The 13,723-nt window shown below is 74.6% G+C and carries 13 protein-coding genes; 5 read left to right on the top strand and 8 right to left on the bottom strand.

Annotated elements, in window-relative coordinates; translation table 11 throughout:
• Window positions 1-18: 18 nt before the first annotated feature.
• From WMF43_RS21750 to WMF43_RS21730, 5 genes are all read right to left on the bottom strand, one after another.
• On the bottom strand, window positions 19-441 hold the full coding sequence (locus WMF43_RS21750; RefSeq protein WP_437682969.1) for a hypothetical protein: 423 nt from the start codon (window positions 439-441) through the stop codon (window positions 19-21).
• A 189-nt stretch (window positions 442-630) separates the two neighbouring features.
• Complete coding sequence (locus tag WMF43_RS21745; RefSeq protein ID WP_437682967.1) at window positions 631-948, bottom strand: PEGA domain-containing protein; 318 nt, start codon at window positions 946-948, stop codon at window positions 631-633.
• Entirely contained in the window at window positions 939-2,513 is a 1,575-nt protein-coding gene (gene guaA / locus WMF43_RS21740; RefSeq protein ID WP_437682965.1) for a glutamine-hydrolyzing GMP synthase, read from the bottom strand. The genes WMF43_RS21745 and guaA overlap by 10 nt, the downstream gene beginning before the upstream one ends.
• 106 nt (window positions 2,514-2,619) lie before the next feature.
• Entirely contained in the window at window positions 2,620-2,937 is a 318-nt protein-coding gene (locus tag WMF43_RS21735; protein WP_437682963.1) for a hypothetical protein, read from the bottom strand.
• Window positions 2,934-3,281, bottom strand: coding sequence for a hypothetical protein (locus tag WMF43_RS21730; protein WP_437682961.1), 348 nt, complete (start codon window positions 3,279-3,281; stop codon window positions 2,934-2,936). Before WMF43_RS21730 ends, WMF43_RS21735 begins: the two co-directional genes overlap by 4 nt.
• Window positions 3,282-3,350: 69 nt before the next feature.
• Between WMF43_RS21730 and WMF43_RS21725 the strand changes: the two genes are divergently transcribed.
• The 3 genes from WMF43_RS21725 to WMF43_RS21715 are packed head-to-tail and all read left to right on the top strand — an operon-like array spanning window position 3,351 to window position 5,961.
• Window positions 3,351-4,631 (top strand): glutamate-5-semialdehyde dehydrogenase, encoded by a 1,281-nt coding sequence (locus WMF43_RS21725; RefSeq protein WP_437682959.1) that lies wholly within the window; start codon window positions 3,351-3,353, stop codon window positions 4,629-4,631.
• A gap of 56 nt (window positions 4,632-4,687) precedes the next feature.
• On the top strand, window positions 4,688-5,515 hold the full coding sequence (rsfS, locus tag WMF43_RS21720) for a ribosome silencing factor (RefSeq protein WP_437682957.1): 828 nt from the start codon (window positions 4,688-4,690) through the stop codon (window positions 5,513-5,515).
• An 8-nt stretch (window positions 5,516-5,523) separates the two neighbouring features.
• Window positions 5,524-5,961: a 23S rRNA (pseudouridine(1915)-N(3))-methyltransferase RlmH gene (locus WMF43_RS21715; RefSeq protein ID WP_437682956.1), complete on the top strand. Its 438-nt coding sequence runs from the start codon at window positions 5,524-5,526 to the stop codon at window positions 5,959-5,961.
• Between the two features lie 37 nt (window positions 5,962-5,998).
• Here the strand turns inward: WMF43_RS21715 and WMF43_RS21710 are convergent, their stop codons facing one another.
• Entirely contained in the window at window positions 5,999-6,958 is a 960-nt protein-coding gene (locus tag WMF43_RS21710; RefSeq protein ID WP_437682954.1) for an SDR family oxidoreductase, read from the bottom strand.
• Between the two features lie 217 nt (window positions 6,959-7,175).
• Between WMF43_RS21710 and WMF43_RS21705 the strand changes: the two genes are divergently transcribed.
• Both WMF43_RS21705 and WMF43_RS21700 read left to right on the top strand, forming a co-directional pair.
• A complete protein-coding gene (locus WMF43_RS21705) occupies window positions 7,176-8,267 on the top strand; it encodes a helix-turn-helix transcriptional regulator (RefSeq protein WP_437682953.1) in 1,092 nt (363 codons plus the stop codon).
• A 32-nt stretch (window positions 8,268-8,299) separates the two neighbouring features.
• Window positions 8,300-9,862: an iron-containing redox enzyme family protein gene (locus tag WMF43_RS21700; protein WP_437682951.1), complete on the top strand. Its 1,563-nt coding sequence runs from the start codon at window positions 8,300-8,302 to the stop codon at window positions 9,860-9,862.
• 246 nt (window positions 9,863-10,108) lie between these two features.
• Here the strand turns inward: WMF43_RS21700 and WMF43_RS21695 are convergent, their stop codons facing one another.
• Window positions 10,109-11,527 (bottom strand): hypothetical protein, encoded by a 1,419-nt coding sequence (locus WMF43_RS21695; RefSeq protein ID WP_437682949.1) that lies wholly within the window; start codon window positions 11,525-11,527, stop codon window positions 10,109-10,111.
• An 80-nt stretch (window positions 11,528-11,607) separates the two neighbouring features.
• Window positions 11,608-13,494, bottom strand: a complete 1,887-nt coding sequence (locus tag WMF43_RS21690; protein WP_437682947.1) for a potassium transporter Kup — start codon at window positions 13,492-13,494, stop codon at window positions 11,608-11,610.
• Between the last annotated feature and the right edge of the window lie 229 nt (window positions 13,495-13,723).

Raw genomic sequence — 13,723 nt, 5'->3', positions numbered from 1 at the left:
GCGGGGAGGGCGGCGCGCTCATCCGGCGCCCCGCTCCGCCGGGAGAGCCGCGCCGGTGTAGGTCGGATAGGGGACCGGCGCCGGCTGGCCCGCGGGCGGATCGGGCCGAGGCGCCGGCCGATGCCAGCGCTCGACCGGCTCGAGCTCGACGAGCATGTCGAGGGAGGTCCGGAGCGAGAGGCGGAAGTCGTCGTCCTCCGCGGAGCGAGCGCTGTGGAAGGCGACATAGAACAGCACGGTGCCGATCTGGCGCGCCCACGGGTCTCCCCGGCGCTGCAGGAGGCGATCGGCGAGATCACACAGGGCGTGGAACAGCCGTCCTCCCGGACGGCGGCTGTGGGGCCCGCAGACATCGAGGGTGGCGCGCCGGAGGGCGCGCCGGGCTGCGTTGTTCGTGGAAGACGCGCGCGACAGCGTCTTCGGCCTGCTCCGATTCGGCATAGTCCGGTCCACCGCGAGGTTCGGGTTGAGATGGATCGGTGCTGCGTGGATCCATCACCATGAGTTACGGGGAGCGGCCGAGGATGATTTGATGTCGTGCGCTCGCCGCGAGGCCGCGTGGACGGCGCGACCGCCGGCGGGTATCCCGGCCGGCGCGGCCACCGGCGGGCCTCCCGACCGGCGCGGCGGTCAGTCCGGCACGGGCGTCAGCTGCACCTGCAGGTGGATCGGCGCGTCGCCGCTCTTGGCCTCGACGAGGCGATCCCAGGGGAAGTACCCCGCCTTCTCGACGGTGATGCGGTGCGCGCCGGGCGGCAGCGCGACGCCGCGGGCGGCGACGTAGGCGAGCGCGCCGACGTACTGGTCGTCGATCGTGACCGACGCGTCGGGCACGCTCCCCTTCATCCGGAGCGAGACCGTCGCCGGCGCGCGCGCGACGCACGCGGCGAGCCCGAGCAGCAGGATCGCCGCGGCGCGCGTCCTCCTCGCGGCGTCCATCATTCCCATTCGATCGTCGAGGGGGGCTTCGAGGAGACGTCGAGCACCACCCGGTTCACGCCGCGCACCTCGTTGATGATCCGCGAGCTCACCCGGGCGACGAGATCGTAGGGCAGCCGCGCCCAGTCGGCGGTCATGCCGTCGGTCGAGTGCACCGCGCGCAGCGCGATCGCCTCGTCGTAGGTGCGCTCATCGCCCATCACGCCGACGGAGCGGACCGGGAGGAGCACGCAGAAGCTCTGCCAGAGCGACTCGTAGAGCCCGGCGGTGCGGATCTCGTCCTCGAAGATCGCGTCGGCGGCCCGGAGCACGCGGAGCTTCTCCGGCGTCACCTCGCCGAGGCACCGCACCGCGAGGCCGGGGCCGGGGAAGGGCTGGCGGTAGAGGATCTCGCGCGGCATGCCGAGCGCCTCGCCGGCGGCCCGCACCTCGTCCTTGAAGAGCTCGCGCAGGGGCTCGATGAGGCCGAGGTGCATCCGCTCGGGCAGGCCGCCGACGTTGTGGTGGCTCTTGATGACCGCGCTCGGGCCCTTGAACGAGACGCTCTCGATGACGTCGGGGTAGAGGGTGCCCTGGACGAGCCACTTCGCCCCCTGGACCCGCTTCGCCTCCTCCTCGAACACCTCGATGAAGAGGCGGCCGATCGTCTTGCGCTTCTGCTCCGGGTCGACGACGCCGCGCAGCCCCTCGAGGAAGCGCGCCGACGCGTCGACGGCGTCGAGGTTCATGTGGAAGTGGCCGCGGAACGTCCGCTCGACGGTCTCGGCCTCGCCCTCGCGCAGGAGGCCGTTGTCGACGAAGATGCACGTCAGCCGGTCGCCGAGGGCGCGCTGGCAGAGGACGGCGGCGACCGAGGAGTCGACCCCGCCGGAGAGGCCCAGGATGACGCGGTCGCTCGGGCCGGCCTTCTCGCGGACCGCGGCGATCGCCTCCTCGACGAACGACGCGGGCGTCCAGGTCGGGGAGAGGCCGGCGACGTCGAAGAGGAAGGCCTGGAGGATCTCCTTGCCGCGCGAGGTGTGGACGACCTCGGGGTGGAACTGGAGGCCGTAGAGCTTGTCGCGCTCGCGGGCGACGGCGCAGAGCGGGCTGCCGGGCGTCGTGCCGAGCGACACGAAGCCCTCCGGCATCGCCGTGAGGCGGTCGCCGTGGCTCATCCAGACGTCGAGGGTCTCGCCCTCGGCGAAGCGGGAGAAGATGCCCGTCGGGCGCTCGACCCTCACCGTGGCGGGGCCGTACTCGCCGCCGGTGTGCGCGCGCTCGACCTTGCCGCCGAGGTGGTGCGCCATGAGCTGGAGCCCGTAGCAGATGCCCAGCGTGGGCACGCCGAGCTCCAGCACCTCCCGGGAGCAGCGGGGCGCGCCGTCGCCGTACACGCTCGCGGGGCCGCCGGAGAGGATGAGCGCCCGCGGAGCGAGCCGGCGGAGCTCGGCGACGGGGATGTCGAAGCGGTGGATCTCGCAGTAGACGCCGGACTCGCGCACGCGCCGGGCGATGAGCTGGGTGTACTGAGAGCCGAAATCGAGGATGACGGCGAAGTCCCGCCGGGGTGAGTGCATGGCTGCCGCTAGCATGGCGGGGCGAGATCCGCCAGGGGCGGGCGGGGACCGCTGCGCTCGAGCGTTCGCCGGCGCCGGATCACCGCTGCGATCGAGCGCTCGCCGGCGCTCGATCGTCGTGTCACGGCGGCGCAGCGGGCTTCGTCGTGGCGGGCACTTGCGGCGCGTGCGGCGCAGCGGGCGTCGTCGCGGCGGGCGCTTGCGGCGCTGCCGTCGCGTCGGGCGCAGCGGGCGCTTGCGGCGCTGCCGGCGCGTCCGCCGGCGCAGCGGGTGGCGCCGCCGCCGGCGGCTCACCTGCGGCGCCGTCGAACGCGCGCGGGGCCTCGTACTCGGGCGGCGGGCCCGGCGGGAGCGGCTTGGGCGCGGAGGAGCCGCACGCCGCGGCGAGCAGCGCGGCGGCGATCGCGCCGGCGAGCGAACGGTGGGGAGCTCGTGTCATAGCTGGACTCCGGGCCCTCCCGCGCTCCCGGCGGGCACGGGATCTTGCGGCATCTCGGGAGCGCCGAACGGATCGGGAGGGAGCTGGAACTCGGGCGGACCCTGGAGCGGCGGGGGCAGGACGGTGGTGGCCGCCGGCGCCACGTCGAGCGGCGCCCCTCGCGCGTTCGGCGCCGCGAGGGGGATGCCGGTGCTCGGCGGCGCGGGCGCGTCCTCGACCACCTCGCGGCCGCCGCACGCCGCCAGCGCGAGCGCGGCGAGGAGCGCGGCGCGCGGCCCGCGGCAGGGCGGGCGGGGGCGGGGTGCGCGGGACGGCTGGCTCGGGATTCGGAGGTCGCCGGACACGCCGGCAAGCTAGCACGGACGCGAAGGAGAACGGTTGGCCCGCGCAGGGAGGCGAGCTAGGTTCCCGCTGTGGAACAGAGCCATGCCGACCTGGAGGGCGCGCTCCGCGCCCTCTGCCAGCGCGCCCGGACCGCGGCCCGGGCGCTCGCCCCCCTGGACCGAGCCCAGAAGGACCGCGCGCTGCGCGCCATCGCCGAGCGGCTGCGCGCCGAGGCCGGCGAAGGCAAGCGCTCCGCCGTGCTCGCCGCGAACGCCGAGGACGTCGCGGCCGCGCGCGCGGCGGGCGTCTCCGAGTCGCTCGTCGACCGGCTCGTGCTCGACGAGGCGCGGCTCGCCGCGATCGCGGGCGCGGTGCTCGAGGTCGCCGCCGCGGGGGATCCGGTCGGGCAGGTCGTCGGGATGGAGCGGCGGCCGAACGGGCTGCTCGTCGGGCAGGTCCGCGTGCCGCTCGGCGTGATCGCGATGATCTACGAGTCGCGCCCGAACGTGACGGTCGACGCCGCGGCGCTGTGCCTGAAGAGCGGCAACGCCGCGATCCTCCGGGGCGGCAAGGAGGCGGCGCGCTCGAACGCGGCGCTCGGCGCGTTGATCTCGGACGCGATCCGCTCGGTCGGGCTGCCGGCCGACGCGGTGCAGCTCGTCCCCTCGCTGGATCGCGAGGCCACGCGGATCCTGCTCGGCCTCACCGGCATGATCGATCTCGCCATCCCGCGCGGGGGCGAGGGGCTCATCCGGTTCGTGGCCGAGAACGCGCGCGTCCCCGTGATCCAGCACTACAAGGGCGTGAACCACCTCTACGCGGACGCCGGGTGCGACCTCGACATGGCCCTCCGCCTCGTCGAGAACGGCAAGCTCCAGCGCCCGGGCGTCTGCAACGCGCTGGAGTGCCTGCTCGTGCACGAGAGCGTCGCGGCGCCGCTGCTCGGGCGCGTCGCCGCCCTCGCGGATCGCGGGCTCGAGCTGCGCGGGGACGAGGCGACCTGCGCGCTGGTGCCCTCGGCGCGACGGGCCGCGGAGGACGACTACGGGCGGGAGTTCCTCGCGCCCATCCTGGCGGTGCGGGTGGTGCGCTCGCTCGACGAGGCGCTCGATCACATCGCCCGCTACGGATCGATGCACACCGAGGTGATCTGCACGCCGCGTTACGACCACGCGCAGCGCTTCCTGCGCGAGGTCGACGCGAGCTGCGTGCTGGCGAACGCGTCGTCGCGGTTCAACGACGGCGGCGAGCTCGGCCTCGGGGCGGAGATCGGCATCTCCACGACGAAGCTCCATGCCTACGGCCCGATGGGGCTCGCGAGCCTGACGGCGCTCAAGTGGATCGCGTACGGCGAGGGCCAGACCCGCTGACGCGGGCGAGACGAGGGCGCCCGGCGACCGGACGGGCACAAGAAAGCGAGAGAACGTTGGCGACGAAGAAGGACGCAGGCGAAGGGAGCAGCAAGCCGCGGGCGAAGGCGGGGTCGAAGGCGGGCGAGGGCGCGGAGCCTCGCCTCCCGGCGAGGAAGAAGGCGACGACGGCGAAGGCGGGCGCGGCGGGTCGCGCCTCGTCCGCGGCGAAGCCGAAGCGGCCGGCGTCGCCGCGGATCCGCGCCTCCCACACCGGCGTGGGCGAGCCCGGGGCGAAGGCGGGGCGCGCGCGCCGCGCGCCGGACGTCGGCGACGCGGGCGACGCGGCGGAGCGGCCGGCGGCGAGGGCGCCGCGGCCGACGCGGGGCGAGGGCGGGGCGAAGGCGATCCTGCCGCTCGCGGGGCGGTCCGCCGCGCGCAAGTCGCCGCTCGCCGGCCCGAAGCGCGCCGGGGCGCGCCGGAGCGCGCCGCCGCCGGCGCCGCAGCCGTCGGAGGCCGCGCGCGAGCTGGCGCTCAAGCTGGCGGCGGCGGGGCTCGACAAGAAGGCGATCGGCGTCGAGATCCTCGAGGTGGTGGGGCGCGTCGACTACGCGGACTACCTCGTGATCATGACGGGCCGCTCCGACCGGCACGTCCACGCGATCGCGACGGGCCTGGAGGAGGCGACGCGCAAGGACAAGATCGCGCCGCTGTCGATGGAGGGCCTCGCCGCCGCGACGTGGGTGCTGATCGACTTCGGCGACGTCGTGGTGCACGTGTTCCAGGAGGAGACGCGGCGCCTGTACGACATCGAGGGGCTCTGGATCGACGCGGGCCGCGTCCCTGTCCCGGAGGAGAGCCCGGCGCCGGGGGCGCAGCCCGCCCCGCGGTTCGACCCGAGCTGAGCGCGCCCGTGCGCCTCGTCGTGGCGGCCGTCGGCCGCGTGAAGGACAAGCCGCTGCGCGCGGCGATCGACGAGTACCTCGGCCGTATCCGCCGCTACGTCGCGTGCGACGAGATCGAGATCCCCGACGGCCCGCCGGCGAAGGTCGGGCCGCTGCTCGCGCGCGCGGCGGCGGGGGCGAGCGTCATCGCGATGGAGGTGAACGGCAAGGCGCTCGGCAGCGAGGCGTTCGCGGCGGGCGTGGAGCGGTGGGGCTCGCGCGGCAAGGGCATGGTCACGTTCCTGATCGGGGGCGCGGACGGGCTGCCGCCCGACGTGTCCGCCGCGGCCGACGACCGGTGGAGCCTCTCGCCGCTCACGTTCCCGCACCGCCTCGCGCGGCTCGTGTTGATCGAGCAGCTCTACCGGGCGATGACGCTGCTGCGGGGCGAGCCGTACGCGCATTGACGCGCGCGGCTCGACGTGAGCCCCGCGCGCGCTGGGGTTACTCCTTGGGCCAGTCCGGCGCCGCGAGGTCCATCGGCCCGTTGAACCAGGACGCGTAGGCCTGCTCGTCCGCGCGGTTGTACCGGCCGAACGTCTTCTCGAAGTAGTCCCCCCAGTGCGGCTGCCGGCCGTCGACGTCGGTGAAGCCGTACTCCCGGGCGAGGTCCCACGAGCTGAGGACGCGGCCGGCCTTCGCCGCGACGTCCGGATCGGCGGCGAGCGCCGCCACGGCGCGGCCCACGTAGTACGGCGTCTCCGAGGCGATGAAGTGCGGATCCTTGGCGGTCCCGTCCTGCCAGGTCGCCTCCGTGACGCCGAAGTGGTCGAGCATGGCCTCGGAGCGCAGGAAGCCGGGCGTCACCGCGAGCGCCGTGATGCCCGGGTGCCGCTTCAGCTCCCAGGCCATCGCGAAGGCGAGGCGGATGACCGACATCTTCGCCAGGTCGTAGAAGAGGTTGCCGCGGTAGCCGAAGTGGTCGCCGTCCGTGACCTCGACGATGAGGCCCCGGCCGCGCTCGAGCAGCAGCGGCACCGCGTGGCGGCTCGTGATGATGTGCGAGGTGACGGCGCGCTCGAGCAGGATCTTGCCCCTGGGGATGGAGAGCTTCCAGAACGGCGCGCCGAACTCGGTGAGCTCGTCGCCGCCCCAGACGTCGTTGACGAGGACGTCGAGCTTGCCCTGCTCGCGCTTGATCTGCGCGCAGAGCGCCGCGACCTGCTCCTCGACGGTGTGGTCGACCTGCACGGCGAGGCCGCGGCCTCCGCGTGCGGCGACCATCTCCGCGGTCTCCTCGATGGTCTCGGGGCGCCCGTCCGTGGCGGGCCGGCCGCGGACGCTGCGCCCGGTGCAGTAGACGGTCGCGCCGGCCTCGCCGAGCGAACACGCGATGGCGCGCCCCGCGCCGCGCGTGGCGCCGGCGACGAGGGCGACCTGTCCTTCGAGAGCGAGAGGTTTCATGGGGGTCTCCTTGGGACCGGAGCTCCGCGGGGCGGGACGTGGGGCGGCGGTCGTGGCGCCGCGCGCTGCCCGGTTGCGGTCTCCGTTCGGTCCAGGGGCGACTTTACGGGCGCATTCTTGACACCCTCTGTCATGAATTGCGCGTAGGCTTGGAATCGGTCTCCAGCGGGAGTCACCGGCGGGGGGCGAGGGCCTGGCTCCGGGCCCAGGGAAGGTCATGCGCGCGGATCGGCTGCTCACCTTGATGCTGCTCCTGCAGCAGGCGAAGAACCGTCAGCTCACGGCCGAGGACCTGGCGGGCCGGCTTCAGGTCTCGGCGCGGACGATCTACCGGGACCTCGACGCGCTGTCGGCGGCGGGGGTGCCCGTGTACACGCACCGCGGCCCGAACGGCGGGATCGCCCTGCTGGAGGGGTGGCAGACGAGCCTGACCGGGCTGACGCAGCCCGAGGTGCAGGCGCTCTCGGCCGTGGCCGCGCCGGGCGCGCTCGCGGACATCGGCCTCTCGGGGGCGCTCCAGAGCGCGCTGATCAAGCTCGCGTCCGCGCTGCCGGTCGTGCAGCGGTCGGCGGCGGAGCACGCGCGGCAGCGGCTCCACGTGGACTCGTCGGGGTGGTTCCAGGGGAGGGAGGTGGTGCCCCACCTGGACGTGTTGCGGGAGGCCGTCTGGGGCGACCGCAAGGTCTGGCTCGAGTACCGGGACTTCGACGGGGCGGCGAGCGAGCGGGTGGTGGAGCCGTACGGGCTCGTGCTCAAGGCCGACCGCTGGTACCTCGTGGCCGGCGCGGAGCGCGGGCCGAGCGTGTTCCGGGGGGCGCGCGTCGAGGGGGCGCGCCTCCTGGACGAGGGGTTTGTGCGGCCGGAGGGGTTCGATCTGGGGGCCTTCTGGAAGGTGTGGTGCCAGCGGTTCGCGGAGCGCAGGGCGAGCTACGTGGCGACGCTGCGCGTGACCGAGGAAGGGGAGGAGGCGCTGAGGAAGGTCCGGCCCGCCGGCGAGCACGAGCGATGGGGGCAGGGCGCGGCGGCGCGCGGCGGCGCGAGGACGGTGACGGTCGACTTCGAGCGGGAGTCGATCGCCGTCGCGCAGATCGTCGGGCTGGGCCGGGGCGTCGAGGTGGTCGCGCCCGAGGCGCTGCGGGCGCAGCTCGAGGCGATCGCGGCGGACCTCGGCGCCGTCTACGGGGCGAGCGCCGCGGCGCGGGCGAGCGCCGGCGCCGCGCGCGGCGGTGGGGACGACGCCGACCGGAGCCAGGACGCCCCGGGCGCGCGCGGCGACGACGGCGCTGGGCAGACGTCGTCCGCGCAGTAAAACGAAGGGTCCCTTTGCCGAGGAGCTGCCGTATGACGAGCCGTCTTCAGGAGCGCCTGCTCGCGATCATGGACCGCAAGAACCACTGGGCCTGGGCGCACCTGACGGGCCCCGGCCTCACGCGCGACCAGCTCGCCGTCCACTTCCGGCACGAGTACCGGGTCTACGTGCGCGACTTCCCGGTGCTGCTCGCGCGCGTGCTCGGCCAGTCGCCGCCGGCGGCGGTGCGCAGCGCCCTGGCGGAGAACCTCTACGAAGAGCAGACCGGGAAGCTCTCGCTGGGCGTTTCGCATCCGGAGCTCTTCCTGGAGATGATCGACGGCCTGGGCATCCCGCGCGCGGCCATCGAGGACGAGTCGATCCCGCTCGAGCCCGAGGCCCACGTGTACCGGGCGCTGCTCGATCGCGCGAGCGCGGCGCCGCCGTGGGTGGTGGGCGCGGCGGTGCTGACGATCTTCGTCGAGGGGAGCGTGCACGAGCGCGCGGAGCTCCTCGGGCGCCGGGAGGTGCTGCCGATCGAGGAGGCGCTGCGCGTGCACCCGATGGTGCGCCATTACGGGTGCCCGCCGGAGCGGATGCGCCTCGCGAGGGCGCACCGGGCGGTGGAGGGCGGCCACCGGCGGGACGCGTGGGACATGGTGCTGGGGCACGTGCCGGACGAGGGGCCGCTGGCCGACGCGGTCGCGTCGGCGGTGGCCGCGGCGCACGCGGCGTGGATGGAGTACCGGGACGCGGTGGCGCGCGCGATGGGGCTCCGGCCTGCAGAGGAGGAACGGAGCCCCGTGACCCCCGGCGAGCAGGTCGACGTTCTCGCGCAGTGCCGCTGGCCGGAGCTACCCCCGAGGTACACGAGCGCGCTCCGCGCGGCGGTCGCCTTCGTCCTCGAGACGTTCGAGCCTCTGGCGATCGTGGCGGCCGGATCGATCGTGCGCGGCCGCGGAGATCCGTCGAGTGATCTCGACGTCTTCGTCGTCCACGGCGCTCCGTACAAGCAGCGACTGCAGCGCTGGTTCGGGGATGTGCCCGCGGAGATCTTCGTCAACCCTCCCGCGGCCATCCGCGAAACCTGGGCGGCCGAGCACGAGCGCGGGCGACCGTCCGCCGCGCACATGATCGCCACGGGATTTCCGGTCCTCGGGTCTCCGCTCCTCGACGAGCTCAGGGCGGAGGCCGCCGCGTGGCTCGCGAAGCGCTCCGGGTTCACGCCGGAGCAGGACACCTGGGAGCGGTACGACGCCGCGACGCTCCTCGAAGACGCCATCGACGTCTCCGCGCGCGACGGCGCCATGGCCAGCGCGCTGCTCGGCGAGGCCGTGCTGCGGATGCTCCGCTACCGTCTCCGGGCTCGTGACGGCGTGTTGCCTCGCACCAAGGAGCTGTTCGTCGAGCTCGAGCGCGGCGATCCGGAGGTCGCCCGGTATACGCGCCGGTTCTTCGAGGCGGCTTCCCTCGAGGACCGGATCGCCGCGGCCTGCACGATCGCCGACATCTGCGTCGGCGCTCGCGGCTTCTTCCCGTGGGAGTCCGCGCGGATCCCCGTGGCAGGGCCCGACTGCGGCGGCGGCCAAGAAAACAACTCGGGCGGAGGCTGTTGAGAGGCTCCGGGTAGAAAAGAAATTCTGGGCGGAGGCTGTTGAGAGGCTCCGGGTAGAAAAAAAACTCAGCCGGAGGCTGTTGAGAGGCTCCGGGTAGAAAAGAAATTCTGGGCGGAGGCTGTTGAGAGGCTCCGGGTAGAAAAGAAATTCTGGCCGGAGGCTGTCGAGAGGCTCCGGGTAGAAAAGAAATTCTGGCCGGAGGCTGTCGAGAGGCTCTTGATCAGTCATCGCGGGCGCGCGGCGCCATCACTCCGGAAAGAACGTCTCGATCGCGAGCGCGGGCGTCCCGTCCGGATGGACGCCGCCGAGCAGCGCGAGCGTGCCGTTCGGCGCCGGCACGACGGTCGCGCCGCGCCGCGGCTCCCGGAGCGGCAGCTCCTCGGCCTGCGCCGCGGCGAGGTCGACGACGAAGCTCCTCGTCAGGCCGCCCGCGTCCGCGCCCGCCTCGGAGCCCACCGCGAGGACGCGCCCGCCGGGCAACGCGAACGCGGCGACGCCCGCGAGCGCGGCCGGCAGCGCCGCGCCCTCGAGCGCGGCCGCGGCGCAGCTCGCGCCGGCGCACCCGGGCGCGAGCCGCCGCGTCGGCGCCGCGGCGCCGTCCAGCACCCCGCCGACGAGCGCGATCTCCCCGGGCGCGGTCACCGCGGCGCCCGCGCCCCAGGTCGCGTCCGGCGGGAACGGCCGCGGCGCGAACGCCGTCGCGCCGTCCCCGAGCACCTCCAGCCCCGCGCCGGTCGCGCTCCCGCCGGCGACCACCAGGCCCACGCCCTCGAGCCACACGGCCGCGGCGCCGGCGCGCGCCTCCCGGAGCCGCACCACCGAGAGCCGCCGGCCTTCGCCGACGACCAGCACCACGTCCGTGGCCGGCCCCGGCGCCCCCGTGGCCGGCCCCGGCGCCCCCGCGGCTGGCCCCGAGCGCGTCGCGCCGACCACGAACGAGCGCCCGTCCGTCGCCTCGACCGTCCGGCCGCCGGCCACCTCCGCGAACGAGCTCAGCCCGTCGGGCAGCGGCGCCTCGGCCGTCTCTCCCGTCGCCACGTCCGCCCACGTCGCGCCCTCGTCGTCGAGGGCGAGCACCACGTCCCCGCGCACGACGAGCGACCGCGCCGCCCGCGGGAGCGCGCCGCCGGACGCGCTCGCGCCCCACGCCGCGAGGTCGTACGCGTCGAGCCGCGCCGGGTCCACGTCGCCGGCCGCGGCGCCGCCGGTGAGCGCCACGAAGCGCTCCGCGAGCGCCAGGCCGGGCGCCCCGACGCGCGACGCGGCGAGCTCGCCCGGCGGCCGCGCCCACCGCCCCGTGCGCTGGGCGAACAGGGGCAGCACCTCGCCCGTCACCGCGGCGAGGTAGATGCCCGACGCGGAGCGCCCGCGCACCACGGCCGCCCCGCCCGCATCGACGCCGCGCACCTCGAAGGTGTACGCCCGGTCCGCCGGGATCTCGCCGAAGTCGAGCGACCCGCCCGGCGCCGCCGACGCGCTCACGGCGACGTCCCCCTCGACCGCCTCCGCGGTCACCTCGATCCGGGCGACCGGCGGATCTTCCTGGAAGGCGGCCGCCTCGTGCCCCGGCACCACCTCGATCGTGAGGGTCCGCGGCTCGGCGCCGCAGCCGAGCAGCAGCAGGCCGAGCGCAGCGAGGGCGCGCCCCGGAGGCTGGGTGTTCATGACGGCGCAGTCTTAGCGCCTCGGACCCGCGCGCGTGAGCGGGATCGTCGCGTCGTCGCACGGCCGGCGGCGGCGCGCCGCTACAGATCGACCTGCACCCCGAGCTCCACCACGCGCTCCGGGGGGAGGTTGAAGTAGCCGGGCACCGCCCCGGCGTTCCGCGCCATCACCGCGAAGATCGTCTCCGCGAGCGCGCCCATGCGGCCGCGGTCGGTCGCGAGGATCGTCTCGCGGCCGAGGTAGTACGTCACGTCCGCGAAGTCGATGGGCAGCCCGTGCTTCGCCGCGGCCCGCCGCAGGAGCGACGGCACGTCGGTCGACTGCATGAACCCCGAGCGGACGATGAGCCGGTGGACCCCCTCGTCGAGGCTCGTCAGGTCGAGGCGATCCTTCTCCGCGACCCGCGGCACGTGCTCCGTGAACACGGTCAAGAGGACGACCGTCTCGTGCAGCGCCTTGTTGTGCTTGAGGTGGTGCGCGAGGATGTACGGCGTCTTGCCCGCGCGCGAGCTCAGGAACACCGCCGTGCCCGGGACGCGCGCGCGGCACCGCGCGTCGAGCCCGCGCGCGAAGCCCTCGACGGAGGGGGCGGCCCGCGTGAAGCGCTCGACGAGGAGCGCGCGGCCTCGCTTCCAGACCACCATCAGCGTGAACAGGACGGCCGCGATGACGAGCGGCACGTACCCGCCGTCGAGGACCTTGAGCAGGTTGGCGCCGAAGAACGAGAGATCGAACGACAGGAAGAGGAGCAGGAGCGCGAGCGCCTTCCAGAGCGGGGCGCCCCACGCGGCGCGCATCACGACGAAGTAGACGATCGACGTGATGCCCATCGTGCCGGTCACCGCGATGCCGTACGCCGCGGCCAGGCGGCTCGACTGGCCGAACACCAGCACGAGCGCGACGCAGCCGGCGGCGAGGGCCCAGTTCACCGAGGGGACGTAGATCTGCCCCTCCGCCTCGCTCGAGGTGTGGCGCACCTCCACCCGCGGCAGGTACCCGAGCTGGATGGCCTGGTGCGTGAGCGAGTAGGCGCCGGAGATCAGCGCCTGCGACGCGATCACGGTGGCCATGGTGGCGAGCGCGACGAGCGCGTAGGTGGGCGCGCCCCGCGGCACCATGGCGAAGAAGGGGTTCTCCGCGGCCTCGGGCGAGCGCAGGAGCAGCGCGCCCTGCCCGAAGTAGTTGAGCACGAGCGCGGGCATCGCGAGCCCGAACCACGCGCGCCGGATCGGGGCGCGCCCGAAGTGGCCCATGTCCGCGTAGAGCGCCTCGCCGCCCGTGATGACGAGGACCACCGAGCCGAGGATCGCGAAGCCGTGGAGGCCGTGCGCGCCGAAGAAGCGGGCGGCGTGGAGCGGGTTCAGCGCGCCGAGCACCGCGGGGTTCTCGGCGATGTACACGAGGCCGAGCGCCGCGAGCGCCGCGAACCAGAGCACCATGATCGGCCCGAAGACCCTGCCGACGCGCGCCGTCCCGAAGCGCTGCGCGCTGAAGAGCCCGACGAGGATCGCGCAGGTGAGCGGGACGATGGCCGGCGTGAGCGCCGTCGTGGCCACCGAGAGGCCCTCCATCGCGCTCAGCACCGAGATGGCGGGCGTGATGATCCCGTCGCCGTAGAGGAGCGCGGCGCCGAGCAGCACGAGCGCGGCGATCCGCCCGACGCCCTCGGCCCCCTTGCCGCGCAGCCTCGCGGGGACGAGCGCGAGCAGCGCGAGGATGCCGCCCTCGCCCTCGTTGTCCGCGCGCAGGATGAAGGTGACGTATTTGACCGTGACCACCATCGTGAGCGACCAGAAGATCAGCGAGAGCAGGCCGAGCACGTTCTCGGGCGTGGGCGGGACGCCGTGCGCCCCGCTCACGCACTCCTTGAGCGCGTAGAGCGGGCTCGTGCCGATGTCGCCGAACACGACCCCGAGCGCCGCCAGCGCGAGCGCGGCCGTGCTGCCGCGGTGGCCGGGATCCTTCATGGGGCGCAGTCATAGCGCCTCGGGGCAGCGGAGGCCCGGCGGCGCGCCGTGGCCACGCGCGCCAGCCGGAAGGCAAGGCGCGCGGCGGGCGCTCAGAAAAACGCGGTGGGCTGTCAGGGCGCGGCGGGACGCGGCGTACGAAGTGGAGAAGCCCGAGAGGCACACGCGAGCCGCGCCGCGCCCTGCATCGGGCACGCGGGCTGCCGTCGCGCGCCTGCGAGCGCAGACG

Source organism: Sorangium sp. So ce131 (assembly GCF_051519095.1).
GTDB lineage: Bacteria > Myxococcota_A > Polyangia > Polyangiales > Polyangiaceae > Sorangium.
This window is presented reverse-complemented; position numbering and strand designations above follow the sequence as displayed.